The organism is Vreelandella nanhaiensis (genome assembly GCF_003990185.1).
Classification (GTDB): Bacteria; Pseudomonadota; Gammaproteobacteria; order Pseudomonadales; family Halomonadaceae; genus Vreelandella; species Vreelandella nanhaiensis.
Genome location: NZ_RZHF01000004.1, coordinates 468422 through 487848, shown reverse-complemented (window position 1 = coordinate 487848; position 19427 = coordinate 468422). Strand labels below are relative to the sequence as shown.

Sequence of the window (19427 nt, the reverse complement as noted above, 5' to 3'; positions counted from 1 at the left end):
CGGGCATCGTTTACTGCAGCTTGGCGTGCCGCTGCGTACTCGTCGGCCTGGCGCTTACCTTCCTTGGTGCCTTCAAACGAGCATTGATGTCGCTTACCGTTGTGCGTTTCCGTGACGATCCACTTGTCGCGGCTTTCTCTGTATCGGACTGTGATTCCCATTTGCGTTCCTCGTCGTGCTGAGGGCCGCGCTTGCGGCTGAGAGCGTAGCGCGTTACATCGTCGCTATCAAAGCGAACCGCTGTTCCGATCGTAATAAATCCGATGCGCGACTTGTTCGAATAGACCCAGCTGGATGACACGCCAAGCAGGGTGGCCACGTCCTGGGGAGTCAGTAGTGGTTGCATGTCAGTCTCCTGTATACCGCTGGCCACCAGGGCCATAGCCAGCGCTTTCGCGCCATGCCTGCTCATTGCGCGCCGTGCTTTCGATGATGGCCTGCTGGCGCTCCTGATCAAGCAGCGCCTGTACTGCTGGGTTGTTAGCAATGCGCCGCAGATTCAAAAGCTCTTCTTGCTGGCGCTGAATGATGCCGGTAGCAATCGTGGCCAGTTCCCAAAGCTCGGCGGCCGCTTCGCCGTCGGCGCGTACTTTGCCCAAGCCGTAGCAGCTACCGCACGGACGGTCCCGGTTGCCCTTGATGTGGTCATGACCGGCACCCATACACACGGGGCAGTCGTCGATCAGGAGTGGGCGCCAGTTCTGTAGCCAGTCGGCTTGAGTGGTGCCGCTTTGGATACCCTTGTCGAGATCTTCATAAATGACCAGCCACTGGCCCTCGAGCGGCCCCGTGCCCATGTGCTGTTGCAGCTCGGCGTACTTGCCGCCAAGCTCACGGTGGGTGTGAGTCGGCTGGGTCATTGCAGGGCCTCAGCTTTCTGAAAGAGAGCGTCGGCATGCTCCCTTAACTCTCGGGTGGATATGTACATGTATCGGTCATGCCTCAAGATGCCTAAATGGGTCTGGCCACCCATGGAAAGGATATGGTCGACCGCTTCCCTTATCCCGGTTGCTTTAAGCGCAGCATCGCGTCGGGCGAGGCTGGCTATCGGTTTTTTTTCCATGTCATGCACTAGCGCATTAAAAATCTGGCCAGTAGATGAATTTGGCCTCCACTGATCATCATTAGCCAATCCTTGAAGCAATAATCTTGCCGTCCGTTCTATCACTTCCACATGCGCCGCCAGCGCGTCGCGCTCATGCATCAACTTAGCGTTCATACTTATCTGCGCTTCGTTCTGCTGCATTAATTGGGTATTGCTGTCAGCCAGCGCATCGCGTTCAGCTTTTAATCCCTCTGCGTGGATTGAGGCGGTCGCGCCTGATGCGATACGGCTCATTTCACGCCAGAACTCCCCGGCGTTGTAGTTACTCAGATCCCGCAATAAAAGCTTTAACTTTCCTCGTGCGTAGTTGTGATCCATGCTCACGTTGTCTTCCTCCCGTGCTCTGAGTAATGGCGGTAGGCTAGTTCTGTCAGCTCGTATTCCATTTCTAGCGCGCCTTCCACTTCTTGTATCAGCGTTGCCGCCAGTAGCTTTTCTAAAGTCGTTAGCACGCGCTTATCAGTCCAGCCACGCCCTTTACCGGGTCGCCAGCATGACAACAGGTGATCCAGCGATTGGATGCCCACCGGCGAATAGAAAAAGCGCTTTAGCACTATCTCGCCATCTGTCATCTGGTCTTCAGCGGCTAGAGCGCCTATTCGTTGCTGCCTTTTACTTGGGTCCAGTGCCGGTTCCGTAGCGACATAGCGGGCGTTTGTCTCTATTAGCTCATCAAGTGCTGCGCTCATAACGGCATGCCCTCCTGAATCGCTACCCGTGGCTCTGGGCGGTTGCTTACGTCAAAGCACTCAATGTGCGGATCTGGCGTGTGGGCATTGCATATCTGGGTAGCAAACACCTGCACACCATGGCGATCGCATCGGCCGTAAGGTGTGCGGCTGGGTTTTTGCTGTAGCGATGAGCGCTGCTGAAAAGGGCAGTGCTTATCTTCATCAAAACCGTGGTGCTGATACTGCTGACAGCTAACGCACGCTTTGGGCGAGTACATAAACGGTTCTGGGCCAGGGCTTATAGGGCTCACGACGCACCTCCAATCATTTTCCCGGCATCAGCAATGTGTTTAAGCGGACACATAAGCGCGCGAGTGCTGGCGCTGATAACGTCCTCTTTGCGTGCGGCGCAAGCGCGGGCGGCGGCTTTTAACTCAGCAACGCGGGCAGCTACATCTGTACCGCCAACTAATGCATTGCCACGTTTGCCCTGGGCGTAGCGCCGGGACACGGTAGATATGCTGATGTTGTAGCGGCTAGCTATCTCGCTGAGCGTTACGCTATCCCCCTGCTTGGGGTCGGTGGTGTATATGGCGGTCATGACTGGGCCTCGCTCTTAGTTGACGCGGGTTCCTGCTGATTCTCACCGTCCAGCCACTCAATCAGGCGCGCTACGTTATCGCGCAGGCTGCCAGCCATGAGCACAAAGTCAGTCTCAAGGCGTGCCAAGGCATCGTCGCCATCATCGGCGTGGTCGGCTTCCTCAATGAGCGCATCACCGAAGCGCAGCGACTTGAGCGCTAGATCGTCGTGGAGCACAAATGAAAGCTGCCCCTCGATAGCCATGGCCATTTGGCTGGCTTGTCGGCCGCTTTCAAGTAGTTGCTGCATTTCGTCACTATCCAGATCTACCTGGCGCCCGCGCAGTACGCCGTCATCACCTTTTGCTTTCAGTACTACGCTATCGCCAATCTGCAAATCAGCTGGGCGGGTAGCCGGGTCGCCTAACCAGGTGGTCATGGCACGAATGGGTAGCGTCTGGGATGACAGGGGCGTGGCTTTCAGGCTGCCCAGTGTTTCCCGTAGCAGGTCCAACACGTCTTCTGCGCGTGAGCGGCTTGGCGTATTGACGCCAATCAGGTTGCGCTCGGTGTCCCACCAGAGGTCAATCTTCTGACTGCGTGTAAAGGCGCGAGGCAGTAGCGCTTCGGTTACCTGCTCCTTGAGCGCCATTTTCTCTTTACGCGTTACCTTGCGGCCTTCGCGGGCCTCAATGTCGGCTACTTGCTCGTCTACTTCTTCCTTGATTACGGAAGCGGGTAGCATGCGCTCTTGGCGTAGGGCGCTTATCAGGCGGTGGCCATCGTTCTGGACCGTGTGCAGTAACTGACCGCCACCAAGGCGACCCGCTGGCGCTGTCCAGCCAAGCCGGCGGGCGTCGGCGGTGCCCAAAGGCTTGGCGGCATGATCGGTTAGGGCCATGGCCATTTGCTCAGGGCTCAGTAGCTGAACTTCGTGCAGACGGTAGAGGTGTAGATTTTTGAACCACATAGCTGTCATCCTTAATGCACGGTGTTGATGTTGGGTTGGGATATGTCGATAAATGGCGCGGCTCCAAACTGGTAATGTTTTAGCCATGCGCTACGCATATCCGGCCTGCCATTTGTTTTGATGAAGTCGCCCGCCTCAGTAAGGAAGTCGTGGCGGCTGGAGTAAGCACATAGCTTTTTGAGGCTGAGCATCACGGCTTGGAAATACATGGCGTGAATGTCGCAATCGCTAAGCTCTTTACCCTTTGTGCCGAAGCCGTCGCACTCTTGGCATTCGCGTTCGCAGCAAGGGCAAACGCCGGTGCCGTCGCATTCTTCACAATCAGCATCCAGCTCTTCGATCAACTCAAGCACTGTGTTTTTGTAATCGACTAATGAAACGGGCGTGATCATCACTCACCTCAAAACTGAACAAGCTGTTGAATGGGCGCGGCATCCGGTATTGCCAGTCGTGCTGGCGCTCGGTAGTCGTCATCGATCGCGGGGCCGGCAGGGCGCATGCCGGGGCATTGCTCGGCGGCGATACCGCGATAATCAGGCTGGCCGGTGCGCTGATTAAGCGGTACGCCCCGGGCTTCTTCGGCCGCCCACACGGCCGCTTCTGTGCAGTACGCGGTTAGCCACTGCTGCTGATCCTGCGCTTCGCCTTTTGATAAGTGACTCATGACCAGCACGGCACCGAGAAGGGCGCCAGCCCAGAGAGTTTTTGATAGTTGAATACTCATGCGGCTTGTTCCTGTACTGGCGTTAGCGGGTGGGGCAGCAGGCAGATACGCTGCTCGCTGTGAGCTGCCCACAGCACATCGCGCAGGCAATTGCGTGCAGCTTGCTCGGTAGGTAGCGGATGGTTCAGGCGAACGATGATTCTCGTACCGTCGGCACCGGTGAACGCGGGTAGGTAGCCGTTTGGCACCTGTTGCGCATGGATAACGGTGCTTTGCAGCGTGTAGCCGTCTTGCATGGCGTGGCGCTGCCAGGCGGCGATGGCAAAGCAGAGGCTGATAACGTGAGTCATGCCGCACCGCCTGCGCTTTCGTGTAGCAGCGTGGTGAGGTGTTCATTGATGTCGCAGATAGCCGTAATAGCCGTCTCATGGTGTGAGTAAAAGCAATCATGTTGCGTGTGGCTAACGTGCTGGGCGTTGTGCTGGGCTTCCCACGATTCGCAAAAGATGCCGTGCTGGGTGGTTTCCAGCATCACCGCGTATTTGCGCTGCAGGTTCACGGCCAGCGCCAGCTCTTGGCAATGCAGAAGCGTGCAGGCAAACGCGCTGTTGATATTGTTCGCCTGGAACACTTCGGTAATGGTTTTGGGTGCTTGTAGGCTCATGCTTAAACGCTCCAAGTACTGGCTTATTTCAGCCGGATGAACGAACCGAAGCTCTCAACAACACAATCACGAGCCTCCATGGAAACGACGGCGCCTTGCTTTGCCGTTCTAACGACGAGCATCACTTGCAGATCGCCGCCTTTGGCAACTGCCTGATGGGCAAGGGCAGTCATGCGGGCGCTTTTAAGTTCGTCCGCCATTGCGGCAAGTGCCTGCTCGATAGTGTTGATAGCCATGGTTCACACCTCCCGACGTAGTTGTGTGTTTGGGCGCTGTATGCGTAGGCGAGCCGTGTTGCGCTGCTGATCGTCACCGTTGCCAAACGCGATGCAGATGGAGAGCACTAGCCCCAGCGTTAAACGAACCCATTCTCGGCTGATGGCCAGCGCGACAAGGTGAGTGGTGTTGCGGGCCTTGACTCGCTCGCAAGCCAAGATGATGTGGCGGCGCACGGTGCCGACCGATCGATTCATCAGTGCCGCGCATTGCTCAGCGGTATGGCCCTCAGCGAGGAGGCAAACAATCTGGTTTTGGCGTTTGGTGAGGGACATGGCTGTAACCTAAAGTACGTGTTTCATATAAAACTACGTAAAAGCACGTAATAGGTCAAGTTAAATACGTATATTCAGAACAAAAAATACCGGCACATGGCCGGTATTCTCTTTTAAGTGCTGGTAACAGCTATGGTGAGAGCGTGTAATCTACGCCGTCAGCGTGGCTCGCTATAACTCTTCGTACGGCGTCACTTATCTCGTTTTTTTGAGGTCTAGGGTGCGTGATCGCAGCGTTAGCTAATTTAAGGGAATCGTTTTTTGGTTTATTAGCTTGTTCGTTTTGAGCGCGCTGCTGGCGCTTGCTGTCATGCATTTGTTTTTGCCCCATGGCCATAGCCTGTATAGATATACAGTATAGTGAAAGTTATGGTTTGGCCACCCCTCAGGGGCATTAGCATTATATATTGTCCGCTTTGTTTGTTGTGGGCAGAACAGGCGTCAAGCGCTCCCGTTGTTTGTCTCATCATTTCGCCTTGTGTCTCTAATTTGTCCTTATTCCATTCTCCATGGATCGCGCGATACGCAAGGCCAAAGGAGGTAAAAAAAGATGAAATTATCGCCTTGCATATCGGGAAATCCGTGTTATAGCAAGGGTGGGCGGGCTGCTGCAGGGCGTGGAATAAGGCTGCCTGCATGCATAGCTTGTTAGGGCTAGGTATAAAAAAACCGCCTGGGTGGCGGTGGTGTTCAGGGCTGCTGCGCAAAGAGTGATGCAATATTGCAATAATGTTTAGCCGTCGTCGGTACGGCCTTCTGCCACGTTGATTAGAGTACCAAGTATCGTGGTGTCTTTTTCGCCACTCAATAGCATCTGTATAGCTTGCTGACATAAGCGGGTAGCTAGCATGGTGTCCACAGGCTCGCTAGATTTCTCAATTGCCCGCTCAACAAGTTCAGCCATTCTGGCGCTAAGCCTCGCATCATCTCGCGAAACTTTCGGTACCGGATCGTCGGTAAAGCCTGCCAAGTATCCCGCGCTGACGCCATACACCGTGGCTAGTGTAGTAAGAGTGGCCATGGGAATAGGGGATCTTCCAGCCTTCCAATCTGAAACGTATTGAATGGACTTATTCGCGTCGATAGCTATTAGCTTCGAGACACCACGTTCCTTTGGGTGTTTGTGAAAATCTTGGGCGGCTTGCATGACTCGCTCCCAAACTAATTCCCGGCTTGGCCCAGGGGGTTGCTTGTCGGTCATGAATTTCGGAACTCCAGTGCGGCGCTAACTAGCCTGAAAACTACAGGAATACGCGTAGTTTAGCGTCAATTAGCATAATTGTAATTGGTGCAATATATGTAATTTCTTGCCTTTGTACGGTTATATACGTAGCATTTACGTATTAACCAAATGCGAGGCAGCCGCAATGTCGTCTATTAGCAAAGCTACTCAGCCAGCTACCCATTCAAGCCATGAGCAAGTACCTCTTCGGCCAGTAACTCTACGTGATGTGATTAGTGACTGCGGAGGATTCTCTGTGGTTGCTGATGCATTGGATGTAGCCGTTACGACTGTTTACGACTGGTCACGCCGTGGACGTGTCCCTGACTCCGACCTAAAGCCCAAGGGAGGCACAAGCTATTCCGACCAATTAGCCAAGATGCAACGTGAGGGCAAGCTATCTGCTGCCGTTATCCGTCGTCTTGGGCGTCGGCTCTGAGGTGAAGGCCATGACCATAACCGCCGCCATGCTTCCCGCACTACTTGGTCGCCCTGTTGCCTATCAAGCTGTTTTCACTCGCTTGCCGGGCGTCACAGTGCAGGGCGCCATCTTCCTGAGCCAAGCGCTTTTCCTGACCAATACGCCCACAGCATCCAAGCGTGAAGGTTGGTTCTGGAAAGAGCAACAGGGCGAACACGATAGCTGGGAAGCCGAAACCGGTATGAGCGCCAAGCAGCAGGTCACTGCCCGTAAGCAGTTGACCCAAATTGGCGTGCTCGAGGAAGTACGGAAGGGCGTTCCTGCCAAGACGTGGTACCGGGTCAATTCTGAGGCGTTAGCCGCTCAATTAGCGCTGGCGCTGAGTGATGAAGTAACCGAAAAACCGCCTGAAACGCCCGCCGCTGCTCAGACTCTCCCAACCGGAGAATCTGAAAACGCCCAACCGGAGAATCAAGTTTCCCCCGATGGGAGTGCACAGAACTGCCCAAACGGAGTTTTCTTACAGAGACTACAACAGAGAGTAACCCCCTCTCTCTCTGATGCGCGCGAGACTCAGCCGACGATCTTCGAACGTGCCGCCCAACAGGCCGACGACGGCGAACCCGCCGCTGACGATCAAGCCGCACCCCGCAAAACCGCCATGCACCTGGATTGGGAGCCCGAGCCGGAAACCTACCGCATGGCCTGCCTGCAGCGCGGCCTGTCAGCCGATGCCAACGTGCATGACGCCCTGATCGACTTCCGTGAGCACTTCGCCGCCCAGCCGGGCCGCACGAACACCCACGCAGACTGGACCCGCCGCCTTGTGCGCTGGATCTACGAGAACGCCAAGCGCCAACAACAGACCGCTACGAAAACCGCCACCACCGGAGGCAACGCCCATGCAAACCGCCGCGACCGTACTCCCACTCGCCGTCTCACAGCTCAGGAAGCGCGAGCAGCCGCCGAAGGCCGCGCATCAGCAGGAGCAGGGCAAACAATCGACGGCGAATGGTCCAGCGCTAACGGCTGGTGACGTGGACGAATTGTTCAACGTGATGGGCGAACTGTTCGGCAACAAGTTTTCCAGCCAGTGGGGCGCGTTTGATGAGACCGGCGCTTGGTGGGCAGAGCTGCAGCACGTCACGCCCGGCCAGTTAGCGATCGGCCTGCGCCGTATGCGCCAGCAGATCCAAGACGCGGCCCGCTCGAATGATGAGGTTTGGCCTCCGATGCCGATAGCGTTCGCCGCTATGTGCCAGCCCAAGCCGGAAGACATGGGCTTGCCGGGAGAGGCAGAAGCTTGGCGCGAGGTTACCGCTAACGCCCACCAGCCCCAGCGCCACACCTGGAGCCATGAAGCAGTACGCATGGCAGGCCAAGCCGTGGGCTGGTGGGAACTGACCCACGGTGGCGGTGAAACACGCGCTAGCCGCATGGAAAGCCGTTTCCGGAAAGAGTACGCCGCCCTGGTTAACCGCGTGATGAACGGCGAGCAGCTGCAGACCCGCACGCTGATCGGGCACGACAGCCAACTGAACCGTGCAGAACTGGCAGAGCGCGCCAGCCGTGAAGCTGCCCAGCAACGCGCCGCAGCGTCGGGTATGCCTGACCGTATGAACCCAAGCCAAGCCCTGCGCCTTATGCGTGCAGGCCTGGGAGGAGCTTAATCATGAATACAGCAGTGATGCAGCCCACGGGCCGCGAAGTCTCAGCAGAAGCGTTTCACGATTACCGCCGCAGCGGGCGTCTATGTGCAAGTCAGCAGCATGTGCTTGAAGCGTTCAGCGCTGGACCGATGACGCGCAACCAGGCAGCAGAACGCACAGGCATACCGCTGTCGAGCATTTGCGGCCGCGCCCGTGAGCTACTTGACGCAGATCTGATTACCGTCATGGGCACGACTCAGGACAAACCGGCCCGCCAGATACTGCAGCTGACCGAAAAAGGCCAAGCCGCAGCGTATTTGATTTATCAGGAGGGCGCGAACGATGCCGCTAAGTAGCCTTGAGCACCTGGTGCTGCAGTTGGTTTGCAGTGAAAATAAGAAATACCGGGGTGGCGTTGCGACCAATACCATCGCTGCCTTGGCGAAACCGTACTCCATTAGTGCGACTGTCGGAACGCTGCATGTTCTAAAGAGCGAGGGCCTGCTGTCAGTCACTGGATCAGCAGACCATAGCCGAGGCTGGACGCCCACCACTAGGGGCGAGGCTGTGCTGCGCAGGGCGGGCGGTGTAAAAGGATTGCCCGCCGCCAAAGAGCAGGAAGTAAAAGCTTTTCAGGCAGAGGAAGGCAAGCGCCAGGCAGAGGAGCTAACCCTATTCTTATCTGGCCGTGATCGGATAAGTACAGAACTGCTCGACCGTTGCGCCGCCATGAATGCCGCACTGCTGGCGCAGGCTGAGAAGGCCCACGCTGCCGGTGATGCTGACGCGTGGCGTGATCTTGCGTGGCTGATTGAAACCGGTAAGCAACTGGTGGCGGTCGGAGGTGAGGCATGAAGCACAAAGCCTACATTCAGCCCAAGTGCCCCGAGTGTCAGTACCGCAAGCCGCCCAGCGAGTTTCGCGACCCCGGTACCCGTGAACCCTTGCCAGCATGCAAGCACTGCATGCGTCGGATGCAACGCGGGAGGGCGCGGGCATGACAGACACTACACAGAAGGGCGGCCAGCACTCCCGCCGTGCCGCCATGCTTTGCCAGAATCCGCGCTTTGGCCTTTACCTGGACCAACGCCGACGCCGTGTACACCAGGTGCCCGTAGACCAGATGCCTGATGGCACCCACACGCCCGAAGATTGCGCCGATTGGCTGCGTAAGGCGTGCAGTGTTGAGAGTCGCGCCGAGATTGATCACAACGACGCCGCACGCGTCATGCTCGACCGGATTATGGCGGATTACAGCAAATGGGAGCGCAAGCAGCGCCAGCGGGGTGATGTATGACTACAGCACGTAAACCACCCTGCAAGCAGCGCCGCGTACTCAATACCAACAACGATGGATCCCCGCGAAAGCGCCCGACTGATTGGGAAGGTAGCGAGCAGGCCGTTTTAATTCGCTGGCTCTTGGGTGAGAAGATGCGCGGCGAGCCTGTAGGTGATTTGTACGACGTGACCTACCACGTGCCTAACGGTGGTCAGCGCAGCAAGAGCACTGGGGCCGCAATGAAGCGCCAGGGAGTTAAATCAGGTGTGAGCGATCTGGTGGTGATGGATGCCCGCGGCGGGTGGCATGGCCTGTACATGGAGTTCAAGGCCTCGCCACCGCATACGGCAGCACTGGCAGAGAGCCAGCGTGAATGGCTGGCGCGGGCAGAAGAGCGCGGTTATTGCGCTGTGCTGGCAGTAGGGCTTGAGGAAGCTAAGCGGCTGCTGGATAACTATGCGTGTTTAGGCCCTTCATATAGCCATTACACGAAAGCAAATATTGGTGGCACCGAGTGGAGGAAGAGCTAATGGGCATGGCATTGAGTAAAGAAGGGAGCACGATGCGGGAAATGTATGAGCAGATGCCGATTGGCCGTTTACGCGAGTTCGCTAGAGAGTCGCATGCAGGCCACGATCCGGAGGCGACGCGGATATTTGTAAGCCGAGTATTGGATATGGAGGTGGAACGCCGTACGTGGTTTGCTCATGAGAATTTAGGTTTTCAGCCATTCAGCTCAACCGCGAAACTTGGCGAGCACCCTGGTGGAGGAACGGCCGCGGCTGACCCACTGGCAATTGCCTATGATCGGGGCATTCGTGTGCACGCCGCCCATGAGGAAGCCCGACAGTTTTTAGAATATGCCAAGCTTCGACCTCGTGCTCTATTAGCAGCGCTTATCCAGGCGGCAAAAACAGACCGGCGGGTGACCGGGCCTTGGGGTAAGAGTTACGATCAGATTGCTGCAGACCTGGGACCTTATGCGCAGCGTTTGGGGTTTTCACCGGGTATTGGCGCTGGCGCCACGCTCGTATGCTTTGAGACTGAAGCGCGGGCCATACTAGGTAACCGTAAGGCATGCCATATACCCAGGAGCGCCGAGGAGCGGAATTTGCTGGCGGGACATTGGGAGCAGTCAGTAGATGGATATGCGCGGATGGTAGAAACGAAGCATCAGGTGCCGCTATTCAACAAGGGCCAAGCTATAAAAAGGGCTGCGCTTGAGGCCAGGGCGCAAATGATAATGCTCGCTAAAATCGGATAATAACCACTGTATCTGTATCGCTAAGTAACTGTATCTGTTTTTAAGTGTTGCATCTTGGGAACTGCTGATGTAGTGTTTATATAGGCTGGCACTTAATGCAGCTAGCCGCCACATACTATAAAGCCTCGCCGGTCACCCCGGCGGGGCTTTTTGCTTTCCGCTGTTCCTGTCGCGCGCCATCTGGCGCCTTGCCCCAGTCGTGCGGGGCCTTTTATACCAAGTGACTGCCTATGCCTGTTATCACTCCCGCCCAAGCAGGCGGCGTCAACGTGTGCGCGTTTCTCGACATGCTGGCGTTTGCTGAGCTGGGCAAAGCCATGCTCGATGATCCGCGTACCGATAACGGCTACCGCATCATTGTGGGGTCTATCCCCAGCAAGCTCATTCTCATGGACGATTACGACGACCACCCGCAGCAGCTGGTGAAGATCCGTAAGGGCTTGAGCTCAACCGCTGCTGGTCGCTATCAACAGCTAAGCCGCTACTGGCCGCATTACCGTGATCAGTTGGGCCTGCCCGACTTTGGCCCATTGAGCCAGGACCGCTGCGCTATTCAGCAGATACGCGAGCAAAGGGCGCTGCCCCTGATTCAGGAAGGCCGCATCGCTGAAGCGATCGACCGTTGCCGTAATATCTGGGCGTCACTGCCGGGCGCGGGTTATGGGCAGCATGAGCATTCATTAGAGCGACTGCTTCATGAGTTCCAGCATGCCCGCGGGCAACTGTGTGATGCCGACAAGACGTGGTATGAGCGGGCCCAGCTTAACCGGAGGGCGAGGTAATGCCCGAGGAAATGGACGTGAAACCATCAGTGTTTGAGCGGCATATGCAGACCGGCATTCAAGTGCTGTTAGTGGCCTTGATCCTATGGGCAGGCACGGAGCTTGTTCAGATAGGGCGTCAGTCGGCCGTGCTTGAAGAGCGTCTGGCAACGCAGGGTTTGACGCTGCACCAGATGCGTGAAGAGCTGAGGAGCTGGAACGATACGTACTACAGGAAAGTAGACGCTCAGCGCGAGCTTAACGAGATTGAAAGCCGCATCGATAACCTTGATACCCGAGTGTCGGCACTGGAGAGTGTGCGATGAACTGGCGCGATACAGTTGAAGAGGTCGCCAAGTACGCGCCAGCAGTGGCCACAGCACTTGGAGGTCCGGGAGTGGGCGGTATTACAGCAGGCGCTGCTGCTATGGTTACCAGCGCGTTAGGTATCAGAAATACTCCAGCTGCCCTGGTGGCGGCTTTGGACGATCCTGTCAAACGTGAGTCCCTTATCCGCCTCAATAATGAACATGAGCGTGAATTGATAGGCATGCGTTTGCAGGCTGAGGCTGTTCAGGCTCAGGAAGAAACCAAGCGACTATCAGAAGTGAATCAGACGATCCGATCTGAGTTAGCTGCAGAAGGGTGGTGGCGCGCAGGTTGGCGACCGTTCAACGGCTGGATGCTTAGCGCTAGCCTGGCCGCCGTGAACTTCGGTCTGCTGGCCGTCGTGGTTCTCGATCCCACCCAACTGCCTGTTGTAGTGGATGTGCTGATCTGGTCGGTAGTTGCCCAGGGGGCTGTTCAGGGCATAAACATCAAGAAGCGAAGTGATGATAAGCAGGCGATGATGGGGCAAGCGCCTGCTTCTTGGATAGAGCAGATACTGACAAAAAAGAAAATTCGATAAATCTTAACCAGTGTTACCGTTTTCTAGCGCTCTTTGTATTGCGTCAGCTAGCGGACCGAGTGCGTTCCTGTAAAGATCAGGGTGGTGCCCGCCTCCGCCTAGGGCATGAGCTTCAATAATTGATAGAGCGGCTGTTACAGCTTTCCTTCTTTTAATTTGTTCTGATTGGGGGCTTGGTTCTGTACCGGCCGATTGATAGTAATTGCTTAAAATATTTGAGAAATCAGTTCTATCCGCCATGTTTCAAGCTCTCTTGGTATTGAAAGTTAGAGTTAAGGTTGCTTAGTGATATTCGTGCTAATTGAAATGCGTGTCAATGAAAGAGGATAGGCCGGATGAATGGGGAAAAAAAAGAGCTTATGCCCGGGCAATCAGAATCCTGTTTATTAGTCGCCGCCCTACAAGCTCAGACCGAAGCAATCACCCGGCTGGCTGATAGCAATCAACAAGTGATCGACTATCTGCTATCGCAAGAAGCCGAAGACCTGGATGCCGACATTGACGGCGCGTCCTCGCGGTACCTCGACCCGGATGAAGACTAATGCCAGCCCGCACGCCCACACCCTGCCGCGACGAGCTATGCCGTAAGACAACGCGCCACTCTCACGGCTATTGCGACGAACACGCAGACCAGGCTAAGGCATGGACAAGAGGTCGCGCTGGTCGTGGCCGTGGTGGCCGAGCATGGCGCCGCATTCGTGATGCCGTGGCAGAACGTGACCGTTACCTGTGCCAAGAGTGCAAGCGACAGGGTAAAGCCACGCCGTTTGAGTCGGTCGATCACATCGTCCCAGAAGCCGAGGGAGGCGCGACAGCGAGCGCTAACCTTGAGTCACTGTGTGGGCCGTGTCACACGGCGAAGACGCAGGCCGAAGCGTTGCGGGCGCGCCAGCGCGGCGGCTGACACAGGGGGGCGGGGTAAATCTCTACAGCCCTCGAACGCGGACACCGCACCCTCAGGCTTTTTTTTACGCGTGAGAAATAAGGAAAATTTTCTGGAGCCGGTATGGCCAATAGCAATGCCCCGGTTCGGGCGTCTGGCGGTGGGCGAAAACGCAAGACGGACATGAAACACCAAAGCTCGATTTCGCGGATTGCGCCGCCGCCCGAGCTGATTGACGAGAACGCCGTCCGGCTTTGGAAAAGCCAAAGCAAGATCCTGATCGAGCGCGGCACTTTCGAGCCTGAAGACGCGCCGCTGCTGCTGGCCTACTGCAACAGCTTCTCTTACATGATTACCGCCGACCTGAAAATAACCGACTGGGCCGCGGACGACGGTGGCATGGTCGTGGCTACCTCAGACGGCAGCATCAAGAAAAGCCCCTACGTGGCGGCGCGTAACGATGCCATTGCGCAGCTATCGCGCCTGGGATCGCTGCTTGGGCTAGACCCATTAACGAGGCTGCGCATGCTCGGCGCGAGTAATAGCGACGACGACGGCAACGAGGACGACGACTTTAGCGAGTTTTAAAACATGGCCGCATACCCCAACGTCAACGCGGCGCAGAAGTACGCGAGAGACGTTGTAGGCGGCCGGATCCCCGCATGCATATACGTTAAGCAAGCCTGCGCCCGGCACCTCAACGATGTTAAGGCCAGCAAGGCCAAGAGCTACCCCTATAAGTTTGACCGTGATTTAGCAGAGCGCGTGTGCCGCTTCATTCAGAAGATGCCGCACACCAAGGACCGTTGGGCGCGCTCAAAGCAACGCCTGGTGCTTGAGCCCTGGCAGCTGTTTCTGTTCTCGATGATTTTCGGATGGGTGCGAAAGAAGGATGGAACGCGCCGGTTCCGCGAGGCCTACATCGAGGTGCCGCGTAAGAACGGCAAATCGATCATCGCCGCCGCGTCAGGCCTATACGCCTTCTGTGCCGATAAAGAATACGGCGCGGAAGTGTACTGCGGCGCGACAAGCGAAAAGCAGGCATGGGAAGTATTCAAACCCGCGCTGGCCATGGCGAAGAAGCTGCCCGCTCTGCGTAAGCGCTTCGGTGTTGTGGTCTGGGCAAAGAAGCTGGAGCGTGCCGACGGCAGCAAGTTCGAACCGGTTATCGGAGACCCTGGCGACGGCTCCAGTCCTTCGATGGCCATCATCGACGAGTACCACGAACACCCAGATTCAAACCTGTACGACACGATGATCTCGGGCATGGGTGCGCGCCTTCAGCCGCTGATACTCGCGATCACAACAGCGGGCTTTGATATAGCGGGGCCGTGTTACGCGCATCGCGAGCGCTGCATCGAAATGCTCGACGGCACGCAGCTGGACGACGAGCTGTTCGCTCTGATTTACACCATCGATGCAGACGACGACTGGACCAGCGAAGAGGCGCTGATCAAGGCCAACCCCAACGCCAACGTGTCGGTGGGGCTGGACTGGCTCAAGAGCCAGATCGCAACCGCCGTGGCCCGGGCACGCACAGCCAACCGCATCAAGACAAAGCACCTGAACGTTTGGGTCTCTTCGAAAGAAGGCTTCTTCAACATGGAGGCCTGGCGCAAGTGCGAAGACCGGACGCTAACGATTGAGCAGTTCCGCGGCATCGACTGCTACTACGGTTTCGACCTTGCCCGTAAGTTGGATTTAACCGGCATGGTCCGCGTGTTCGTTAAACAGATCGACGGCAAGACGCACTACTACTGCATCGCCCCGACGTTCTGGGTGCCGGAAGACACGGTATTCAGCAACGATGACCGCCGCACGGCTGACCGGTACCAAGGATGGGTCGAAGCACAGCAGCTTGAGAGCACCGAAGGTGCGGAGATTGACTACCGCGAAGTGCTTGCCCAGGCGACCGAAGCCCACGAAGAAGCCCCGGCGCAAGAGTCAGGCATCGACCCACACGGCGCGGCGAACCTATCGCACCAACTGGACGACGCGGGCATGAACCCGGTCACCCTCCAGCAAAGCTACACCCACATGTCGGACCCGATGAAGGAACTGGAAGCCGCGATATTAACCGGCCGCTTCCACCACGACGGCCACCCGATCATGACCTGGTGCGTGGGCAACGTAGTAGGCAAGTACCTGCCCGGTAATGATGACGTGGTGCGCCCGATTAAGCAGGGCTCACACAACAAGATCGACGGCGCCGTGGCTTTAATCATGGCAATAGGCCGTGCAATGAACGCAGCACAAACATCTGTCGAGGATCTCGACGACTTCATTAACAACATGGTGACCGTTTAATGGGACTCCTAACAGCCACGCGTCAGTGGATTGGCAAAACGCTACGCCTGACCGACGGCGGATTTTGGCAGTCCTACTATGGCGGCAGCTCAATCGCAGGCAAAAGCGTTACGGCACAAACCATGCTGCAGCTATCGGCTGTATGGTCCTGCGTTCGCCTGCTGTCTGAAACTGTATCAACTCTCCCGCTGGGGCTTTATGAACGAGATGCAAAGGGTGGTAAACGAGCGGTCTCTGATCATTCGCTTTATACCCTACTGCATGACCAGCCCCACGCCGACCTAACCGCGGTCGAATACTGGGAGCTGGTCGTCTGCCACGTAGCAATGTGGGGTAACCACTATTCCCGCATAACCCGTAACGGCGCTGGCCACGTCGTTTCGCTGGAACCGCTCTGGCCCGAGTTCATGAACGACCCGGACTACGACGAGGATGGCAACCTGCAGTTCGTTTACAACGGGCCCGACGGGGCCGAAACGCTGGGCGAGGATGAGGTTTTTCACGTCAAGGGTTTCGGCGTGAATGGCCGGGTAGGGCTTTCGGTCATTGGGGTGGCGCGTAACTCCATTAGTGTGGCGATCGCCACCGAAGAAACCGCCGGCAAGATGTTCGCTAACGGAATGCAAAGCTCGGGCTTTGTGCAGGCTGACAAGGTCCTAACGAAAGAGCAGCGCGATACATTTCGGGCGAGCCTGAAAGACTTCACCGGTTCGAATAACGCAGGCAAGACTCTGCTGTTAGAAGGCGGCTTCACCTACCAGCCGCTGACAATGAAGCCCGAAGACGCCCAGATGCTACAGACCCGGGCATTCAATATTGAAGAGATATGCCGCTGGTTCAGGGTGCCGCCCTGGATGATTGGACACACCGAAAAAAGCACCACCTGGGGCACAGGCCTAGAACAGCAGAACATAGCCTTTCTTACCTACTCGCTGCGCCCTTACCTAACGCGCATCGAGCAGGCCGTTAAACGCCAACTGCTCACGCCCGCTGAGCGTAAGCGCTACTTTGCCGAGTTCAACCTTGAAGGCCTTCTGAGGGCAGATAGCGCAGGGCGCGCCGCTCTCTACAGCCAGATGTCGCAAAACGGCATCAATACCCGTAACGAGATCAGGGCCAGAGAGAACCTGCCCCCAATGCCTGGCGGCGATGTTCTGACGGTGCAATCCAACATGATCAGTCTGGACGCGCTGGGCCAAAACACCGACGACCAGCAGGCTAAGGCCGCGTTTCGCGCGTGGCTTAAAGAAGAGGAGCAGCCGCGTGAAACGTAAAAAAGCATCGCTAAAGGTACGAGACTTCGAGCTCAACATTAAAGCCGTCAATGATGACGGCTTTTTTAGTGGCTACGGCAGTGTGTTTGGCAATGCCGACAGCTACGGCGAAGTCGTCATGCCGGGCGCATTCTCCAAAACCTTGGAACGCATTAACGCCTCTGGCCGTAAGGTGCCGGTGCTTTGGCAGCACCGCCAGGGCGAGCCGATAGGCATTTATACCAAGCTGGAGGAAGACGAGCACGGCCTCTACGTCGAAGGACGGTTGCTTAAGGACTCAGTACGCCAGGCAGCAGAGGCACACGCCTTAATGCAGGCGGAAGCGGTCTCCGGCTTATCGATTGGCTATTACGTTATCGACGACAGCTACGACGAGGTAGAGCGCGTCCGCCGCCTCAAAGAGCTGGACCTCATGGAAATATCACTGGTGACGTTTCCAGCTAATGACGAAGCGCGTGTTGAGGCGGTCAAGTTTGCGATCGCTCACGGCGACTTGCCAACACTTCCAGATTTCGAGCGGTTCCTGCGTGAGGCCGGCTTCTCGAAATCGCAGTCTGCGGTGATCGCCAACCGTGGCCTGTCCCATCTGCTCCGGAGTGAGTCCGCGGGCGAGGCGAAGCAATCCAATCCCGAAGACCTCAAGGCGCTGCAGGATGTGCTGGCAGGCTTCTCACTCCCAAAATTTTAAGGAATTAAGCACATGGGTATGCACCATAAGTTCCCGCCTGTACGCACCATGAGCCGTAAAAATGGTGGCGGCAGCAATGACGACCATAACCAGGACAACCTGGAAATGAAGGGCCTCATGGATGCGCTAACCAAGCGCGATCTTGAGATCAAAACCTTTTGCGAAAATGCACAGAAGGAAATCAAGGAAACCGGCAAGATTGCCGACGACACCAAGGGCGCCCTGGAGCTACTAGCTAAGTCCGGAACCGAGATGCAGGAGCGCCTGACAGCACTGGAGCAAAAGGGTGCTCGCCGCGGCAAATCCCAAGCCCAGGCCAAGTCCTGGGGGCAGTCGGTTGTCGATACAGAATCCTTCAAGTCCATGGCCGATGGCCGCCTGGGCCGTACCGGGCGCATCGAGGTAAAGGCCATTACCAGCGCTGATGATTCTGCCGGCAACCTGGTGGTGACCGAGCGCCTGCCGGGCATCATCGCCCAGCCCGACCGCGTGGCCACAGTGCGCGATCTCATCATGCCAGGCCGTACGCTTTCCAACGCCATTGAGTATGTGAAGGAAACCGGTTTTGTTAACAACGCCGCACCGCAAGTCGAGGGGCAGCGTAAAGCCGAGTCAAGCCTGTCCTTTGAGCTGGCTACATCAAACGTGCGCACCATTGCTCACTGGATCCCTGCCACCAAGCAGATTCTGGATGATGCTCCGCAGCTGGCCAGCTACATCGATGGCCGCCTGCGCTACGGCCTGACCTACGTCGAGGAAGAGCAGCTTCTGTTGGGCGATGGAACGGGCCAGAACATTCTCGGCTTGATTCCGCAGGCAACGGCCTACAACACAGCCCTGAACATGGCAGGCGATACGCGGGTCGATGCGATCCGTCACGCCATCCTGCAGGTACGTCTAGCTGAGTACCGCGCAAGCGGCATCGTTCTGCACCCGACTGACTGGGAGCGCATCGAGCTGACCAAAACAGACGATAACGCCTATGTGTTCGCTAACCCGACCACTGGCGCACAGCCGCGTTTGTGGGGCCTGCCGGTCGTCGAAACTACCGCCATGCCCGAAGGGCAGATGATGGTGGGCGCGTTCAACATGGCCGCGCAGATCTTCGACCGCGAAAACACCACCGTTGAAGTGTCTACCGAAGACCGCGACAACTTCATCAACAACATGGTGACCGTGCGTGCCGAAGAGCGCCTGGCCATGGCGGTATATCGCCCCGAGTCGTTTGTTGTCGGCGCTTTCCCTGACACCACCGACCCGACCGCTGGCGCCTAAGCGTCGCATCCACCCATTAACCATGGAGCAGGGCGCGTAATTGCGCCCTGAATGACGATGGATTTAACAGCACTCAAAACCTTTAACGGTACGAAGCAGGAAGGCTTGGTAAAGGCAGGCCAGAAGCTAACCGATGTAGAGACCGGACGTGCTAAAGACTTGGTGCGCTTGGGCCTGGCTTCTCAGTATGAGGTCAAGCCCGCTGAGCCTGAGACCAAGGCAGCGGAAGACACCAAGGCCAAGGCAGATACCGCTAGCAAGTCAGCCAAAGCCCCGGCCAAAAAATAA

Annotated in this window: 34 protein-coding genes; 20 read left to right on the top strand and 14 right to left on the bottom strand. The window is 56.9% G+C overall.

The features are described from left to right. Positions 1-10: 10 nt before the first annotated feature. The 14 genes from ELY38_RS19005 to ELY38_RS02600 form a co-directional block, all read right to left on the bottom strand. A complete protein-coding gene (locus tag ELY38_RS19005; protein WP_185858904.1) occupies positions 11-346 on the bottom strand; it encodes a helix-turn-helix domain-containing protein in 336 nt (111 codons plus the stop codon). A 1-nt stretch (position 347) separates the two neighbouring features. Next, on the bottom strand, positions 348-860 hold the full coding sequence (locus tag ELY38_RS02660) for a hypothetical protein (RefSeq protein ID WP_127059955.1): 513 nt from the start codon (positions 858-860) through the stop codon (positions 348-350). Then, entirely contained in the window at positions 857-1429 is a 573-nt protein-coding gene (locus ELY38_RS02655; RefSeq protein ID WP_127059954.1) for a hypothetical protein, read from the bottom strand. The genes ELY38_RS02660 and ELY38_RS02655 overlap by 4 nt, the downstream gene beginning before the upstream one ends. Further along, on the bottom strand, positions 1426-1794 hold the full coding sequence (locus ELY38_RS02650) for a hypothetical protein (RefSeq protein WP_127059953.1): 369 nt from the start codon (positions 1792-1794) through the stop codon (positions 1426-1428). The genes ELY38_RS02655 and ELY38_RS02650 overlap by 4 nt, the downstream gene beginning before the upstream one ends. Then, on the bottom strand, positions 1791-2087 hold the full coding sequence (locus tag ELY38_RS02645; protein WP_246009053.1) for a hypothetical protein: 297 nt from the start codon (positions 2085-2087) through the stop codon (positions 1791-1793). Before ELY38_RS02645 ends, ELY38_RS02650 begins: the two co-directional genes overlap by 4 nt. Further along, entirely contained in the window at positions 2084-2377 is a 294-nt protein-coding gene (locus ELY38_RS02640) for an RNA polymerase sigma factor sigma-70 region 4 domain-containing protein (protein ID WP_127059952.1), read from the bottom strand. Before ELY38_RS02640 ends, ELY38_RS02645 begins: the two co-directional genes overlap by 4 nt. Beyond that, a complete protein-coding gene (locus ELY38_RS02635) occupies positions 2374-3327 on the bottom strand; it encodes a recombination-associated protein RdgC (protein ID WP_127059951.1) in 954 nt (317 codons plus the stop codon). The genes ELY38_RS02640 and ELY38_RS02635 overlap by 4 nt, the downstream gene beginning before the upstream one ends. An 11-nt stretch (positions 3328-3338) precedes the next feature. Next, positions 3339-3719: a hypothetical protein gene (locus ELY38_RS02630; protein ID WP_127059950.1), complete on the bottom strand. Its 381-nt coding sequence runs from the start codon at positions 3717-3719 to the stop codon at positions 3339-3341. A gap of 8 nt (positions 3720-3727) precedes the next feature. Beyond that, positions 3728-4051, bottom strand: coding sequence for a hypothetical protein (locus tag ELY38_RS02625; RefSeq protein WP_127059949.1), 324 nt, complete (start codon positions 4049-4051; stop codon positions 3728-3730). Next, positions 4048-4341, bottom strand: coding sequence for a hypothetical protein (locus tag ELY38_RS02620; RefSeq protein WP_127059948.1), 294 nt, complete (start codon positions 4339-4341; stop codon positions 4048-4050). The genes ELY38_RS02625 and ELY38_RS02620 overlap by 4 nt, the downstream gene beginning before the upstream one ends. Beyond that, on the bottom strand, positions 4338-4655 hold the full coding sequence (locus ELY38_RS02615; RefSeq protein ID WP_127059947.1) for a hypothetical protein: 318 nt from the start codon (positions 4653-4655) through the stop codon (positions 4338-4340). The genes ELY38_RS02620 and ELY38_RS02615 overlap by 4 nt, the downstream gene beginning before the upstream one ends. Before the next feature lie 23 nt (positions 4656-4678). Beyond that, positions 4679-4891, bottom strand: coding sequence for a hypothetical protein (locus ELY38_RS02610; protein WP_127059946.1), 213 nt, complete (start codon positions 4889-4891; stop codon positions 4679-4681). Positions 4892-4894: 3 nt separating this feature from the next. Then, a complete protein-coding gene (locus ELY38_RS02605; protein WP_127059945.1) occupies positions 4895-5206 on the bottom strand; it encodes a helix-turn-helix domain-containing protein in 312 nt (103 codons plus the stop codon). A 733-nt stretch (positions 5207-5939) separates the two neighbouring features. Further along, entirely contained in the window at positions 5940-6227 is a 288-nt protein-coding gene (locus ELY38_RS02600; RefSeq protein WP_127059944.1) for a hypothetical protein, read from the bottom strand. A 346-nt stretch (positions 6228-6573) separates the two neighbouring features. Between ELY38_RS02600 and ELY38_RS02595 the strand changes: the two genes are divergently transcribed. The 20 genes from ELY38_RS02595 to ELY38_RS02510 all read left to right on the top strand — a co-directional run bounded on the left by ELY38_RS02595 (position 6574) and on the right by ELY38_RS02510 (position 19427). Continuing rightward, a complete protein-coding gene (locus ELY38_RS02595) occupies positions 6574-6867 on the top strand; it encodes a helix-turn-helix domain-containing protein (protein WP_127059943.1) in 294 nt (97 codons plus the stop codon). Between the two features lie 10 nt (positions 6868-6877). Further along, complete coding sequence (locus ELY38_RS02590) at positions 6878-7885, top strand: DnaT-like ssDNA-binding domain-containing protein (RefSeq protein WP_127059942.1); 1008 nt, start codon at positions 6878-6880, stop codon at positions 7883-7885. Between the two features lie 22 nt (positions 7886-7907). Further along, the gene (locus tag ELY38_RS19305) at positions 7908-8519 is read left to right on the top strand and encodes a replication protein P (protein ID WP_340148030.1); all 612 of its coding nucleotides are present in this window, start codon (positions 7908-7910) and stop codon (positions 8517-8519) included. Positions 8520-8521: 2 nt separating this feature from the next. After that, positions 8522-8854, top strand: a complete 333-nt coding sequence (locus ELY38_RS02585) for a helix-turn-helix domain-containing protein (protein WP_127059941.1) — start codon at positions 8522-8524, stop codon at positions 8852-8854. Continuing rightward, positions 8841-9353 (top strand): hypothetical protein, encoded by a 513-nt coding sequence (locus ELY38_RS02580; protein WP_127059940.1) that lies wholly within the window; start codon positions 8841-8843, stop codon positions 9351-9353. The genes ELY38_RS02585 and ELY38_RS02580 overlap by 14 nt, the downstream gene beginning before the upstream one ends. Next, positions 9350-9499 (top strand): hypothetical protein, encoded by a 150-nt coding sequence (locus ELY38_RS19000; protein ID WP_185858902.1) that lies wholly within the window; start codon positions 9350-9352, stop codon positions 9497-9499. Before ELY38_RS02580 ends, ELY38_RS19000 begins: the two co-directional genes overlap by 4 nt. Continuing rightward, the gene (locus ELY38_RS02575; RefSeq protein WP_127059939.1) at positions 9496-9795 is read left to right on the top strand and encodes a hypothetical protein; all 300 of its coding nucleotides are present in this window, start codon (positions 9496-9498) and stop codon (positions 9793-9795) included. The genes ELY38_RS19000 and ELY38_RS02575 overlap by 4 nt, the downstream gene beginning before the upstream one ends. Next, positions 9792-10307 carry a VRR-NUC domain-containing protein gene (locus ELY38_RS02570; protein ID WP_127059938.1) on the top strand — a complete coding sequence of 172 codons (516 nt, stop codon included), beginning with the start codon at positions 9792-9794 and terminating at the stop codon, positions 10305-10307. Before ELY38_RS02575 ends, ELY38_RS02570 begins: the two co-directional genes overlap by 4 nt. A gap of 5 nt (positions 10308-10312) precedes the next feature. Then, positions 10313-11041 (top strand): hypothetical protein, encoded by a 729-nt coding sequence (locus ELY38_RS02565; RefSeq protein ID WP_127059937.1) that lies wholly within the window; start codon positions 10313-10315, stop codon positions 11039-11041. Between the two features lie 230 nt (positions 11042-11271). Further along, positions 11272-11823 carry a glycoside hydrolase family 24 protein gene (locus ELY38_RS02560; RefSeq protein WP_127059936.1) on the top strand — a complete coding sequence of 184 codons (552 nt, stop codon included), beginning with the start codon at positions 11272-11274 and terminating at the stop codon, positions 11821-11823. A 17-nt stretch (positions 11824-11840) separates the two neighbouring features. Beyond that, positions 11841-12128: a hypothetical protein gene (locus tag ELY38_RS02555; RefSeq protein WP_127059935.1), complete on the top strand. Its 288-nt coding sequence runs from the start codon at positions 11841-11843 to the stop codon at positions 12126-12128. Continuing rightward, on the top strand, positions 12125-12712 hold the full coding sequence (locus ELY38_RS02550; RefSeq protein WP_127059934.1) for a 3TM-type holin: 588 nt from the start codon (positions 12125-12127) through the stop codon (positions 12710-12712). The genes ELY38_RS02555 and ELY38_RS02550 overlap by 4 nt, the downstream gene beginning before the upstream one ends. Positions 12713-13047: 335 nt before the next feature. Beyond that, entirely contained in the window at positions 13048-13254 is a 207-nt protein-coding gene (locus ELY38_RS02545) for a hypothetical protein (RefSeq protein ID WP_127059933.1), read from the top strand. Continuing rightward, the gene (locus tag ELY38_RS02540; RefSeq protein ID WP_127059932.1) at positions 13254-13616 is read left to right on the top strand and encodes an HNH endonuclease; all 363 of its coding nucleotides are present in this window, start codon (positions 13254-13256) and stop codon (positions 13614-13616) included. Before ELY38_RS02545 ends, ELY38_RS02540 begins: the two co-directional genes overlap by 1 nt. A gap of 102 nt (positions 13617-13718) precedes the next feature. Continuing rightward, entirely contained in the window at positions 13719-14183 is a 465-nt protein-coding gene (locus tag ELY38_RS02535) for a phage terminase small subunit P27 family (RefSeq protein ID WP_127059931.1), read from the top strand. Between the two features lie 3 nt (positions 14184-14186). Continuing rightward, positions 14187-15902: a terminase large subunit gene (locus ELY38_RS02530; protein WP_127059930.1), complete on the top strand. Its 1716-nt coding sequence runs from the start codon at positions 14187-14189 to the stop codon at positions 15900-15902. Continuing rightward, positions 15902-17176 (top strand): phage portal protein, encoded by a 1275-nt coding sequence (locus tag ELY38_RS02525; RefSeq protein ID WP_127059929.1) that lies wholly within the window; start codon positions 15902-15904, stop codon positions 17174-17176. Before ELY38_RS02530 ends, ELY38_RS02525 begins: the two co-directional genes overlap by 1 nt. Beyond that, positions 17166-17864 (top strand): HK97 family phage prohead protease, encoded by a 699-nt coding sequence (locus tag ELY38_RS02520; RefSeq protein WP_127059928.1) that lies wholly within the window; start codon positions 17166-17168, stop codon positions 17862-17864. Before ELY38_RS02525 ends, ELY38_RS02520 begins: the two co-directional genes overlap by 11 nt. 12 nt (positions 17865-17876) lie before the next feature. Then, positions 17877-19139 carry a phage major capsid protein gene (locus tag ELY38_RS02515; RefSeq protein WP_222845102.1) on the top strand — a complete coding sequence of 421 codons (1263 nt, stop codon included), beginning with the start codon at positions 17877-17879 and terminating at the stop codon, positions 19137-19139. A gap of 51 nt (positions 19140-19190) precedes the next feature. Next, positions 19191-19427 (top strand): hypothetical protein, encoded by a 237-nt coding sequence (locus ELY38_RS02510; protein WP_127059927.1) that lies wholly within the window; start codon positions 19191-19193, stop codon positions 19425-19427.

Bases quoted from the DNA above. Each gene is read 5' to 3' on its own strand.
- ELY38_RS19005 (WP_185858904.1), bottom strand. From the start codon at position 346: ATGCAACCACTACTGACTCCCCAGGACGTGGCCACCCTGCTTGGCGTG.
- ELY38_RS02660 (WP_127059955.1), bottom strand. From the start codon at position 860: ATGACCCAGCCGACTCACACCCACCGTGAGCTTGGCGGCAAGTACGCC.
- ELY38_RS02650 (WP_127059953.1), bottom strand. From the start codon at position 1,794: ATGAGCGCAGCACTTGATGAGCTAATAGAGACAAACGCCCGCTATGTC.
- ELY38_RS02640 (WP_127059952.1), bottom strand. From the start codon at position 2,377: ATGACCGCCATATACACCACCGACCCCAAGCAGGGGGATAGCGTAACG.
- ELY38_RS02635 (WP_127059951.1), bottom strand. From the start codon at position 3,327: ATGTGGTTCAAAAATCTACACCTCTACCGTCTGCACGAAGTTCAGCTA.
- ELY38_RS02630 (WP_127059950.1), bottom strand. From the start codon at position 3,719: ATGATCACGCCCGTTTCATTAGTCGATTACAAAAACACAGTGCTTGAG.
- ELY38_RS02625 (WP_127059949.1), bottom strand. From the start codon at position 4,051: ATGAGTATTCAACTATCAAAAACTCTCTGGGCTGGCGCCCTTCTCGGT.
- ELY38_RS02620 (WP_127059948.1), bottom strand. From the start codon at position 4,341: ATGACTCACGTTATCAGCCTCTGCTTTGCCATCGCCGCCTGGCAGCGC.
- ELY38_RS02615 (WP_127059947.1), bottom strand. From the start codon at position 4,655: ATGAGCCTACAAGCACCCAAAACCATTACCGAAGTGTTCCAGGCGAAC.
- ELY38_RS02610 (WP_127059946.1), bottom strand. From the start codon at position 4,891: ATGGCTATCAACACTATCGAGCAGGCACTTGCCGCAATGGCGGACGAA.
- ELY38_RS02605 (WP_127059945.1), bottom strand. From the start codon at position 5,206: ATGTCCCTCACCAAACGCCAAAACCAGATTGTTTGCCTCCTCGCTGAG.
- ELY38_RS02600 (WP_127059944.1), bottom strand. From the start codon at position 6,227: ATGGCCACTCTTACTACACTAGCCACGGTGTATGGCGTCAGCGCGGGA.
- ELY38_RS02595 (WP_127059943.1), top strand. From the start codon at position 6,574: ATGTCGTCTATTAGCAAAGCTACTCAGCCAGCTACCCATTCAAGCCAT.
- ELY38_RS02590 (WP_127059942.1), top strand. From the start codon at position 6,878: ATGACCATAACCGCCGCCATGCTTCCCGCACTACTTGGTCGCCCTGTT.
- ELY38_RS19305 (WP_340148030.1), top strand. From the start codon at position 7,908: ATGGGCGAACTGTTCGGCAACAAGTTTTCCAGCCAGTGGGGCGCGTTT.
- ELY38_RS02585 (WP_127059941.1), top strand. From the start codon at position 8,522: ATGAATACAGCAGTGATGCAGCCCACGGGCCGCGAAGTCTCAGCAGAA.
- ELY38_RS02580 (WP_127059940.1), top strand. From the start codon at position 8,841: ATGCCGCTAAGTAGCCTTGAGCACCTGGTGCTGCAGTTGGTTTGCAGT.
- ELY38_RS19000 (WP_185858902.1), top strand. From the start codon at position 9,350: ATGAAGCACAAAGCCTACATTCAGCCCAAGTGCCCCGAGTGTCAGTAC.
- ELY38_RS02575 (WP_127059939.1), top strand. From the start codon at position 9,496: ATGACAGACACTACACAGAAGGGCGGCCAGCACTCCCGCCGTGCCGCC.
- ELY38_RS02570 (WP_127059938.1), top strand. From the start codon at position 9,792: ATGACTACAGCACGTAAACCACCCTGCAAGCAGCGCCGCGTACTCAAT.
- ELY38_RS02565 (WP_127059937.1), top strand. From the start codon at position 10,313: ATGGCATTGAGTAAAGAAGGGAGCACGATGCGGGAAATGTATGAGCAG.
- ELY38_RS02560 (WP_127059936.1), top strand. From the start codon at position 11,272: ATGCCTGTTATCACTCCCGCCCAAGCAGGCGGCGTCAACGTGTGCGCG.
- ELY38_RS02550 (WP_127059934.1), top strand. From the start codon at position 12,125: ATGAACTGGCGCGATACAGTTGAAGAGGTCGCCAAGTACGCGCCAGCA.
- ELY38_RS02545 (WP_127059933.1), top strand. From the start codon at position 13,048: ATGAATGGGGAAAAAAAAGAGCTTATGCCCGGGCAATCAGAATCCTGT.
- ELY38_RS02540 (WP_127059932.1), top strand. From the start codon at position 13,254: ATGCCAGCCCGCACGCCCACACCCTGCCGCGACGAGCTATGCCGTAAG.
- ELY38_RS02535 (WP_127059931.1), top strand. From the start codon at position 13,719: ATGGCCAATAGCAATGCCCCGGTTCGGGCGTCTGGCGGTGGGCGAAAA.
- ELY38_RS02530 (WP_127059930.1), top strand. From the start codon at position 14,187: ATGGCCGCATACCCCAACGTCAACGCGGCGCAGAAGTACGCGAGAGAC.
- ELY38_RS02525 (WP_127059929.1), top strand. From the start codon at position 15,902: ATGGGACTCCTAACAGCCACGCGTCAGTGGATTGGCAAAACGCTACGC.
- ELY38_RS02515 (WP_222845102.1), top strand. From the start codon at position 17,877: ATGGGTATGCACCATAAGTTCCCGCCTGTACGCACCATGAGCCGTAAA.
- ELY38_RS02510 (WP_127059927.1), top strand. From the start codon at position 19,191: ATGACGATGGATTTAACAGCACTCAAAACCTTTAACGGTACGAAGCAG.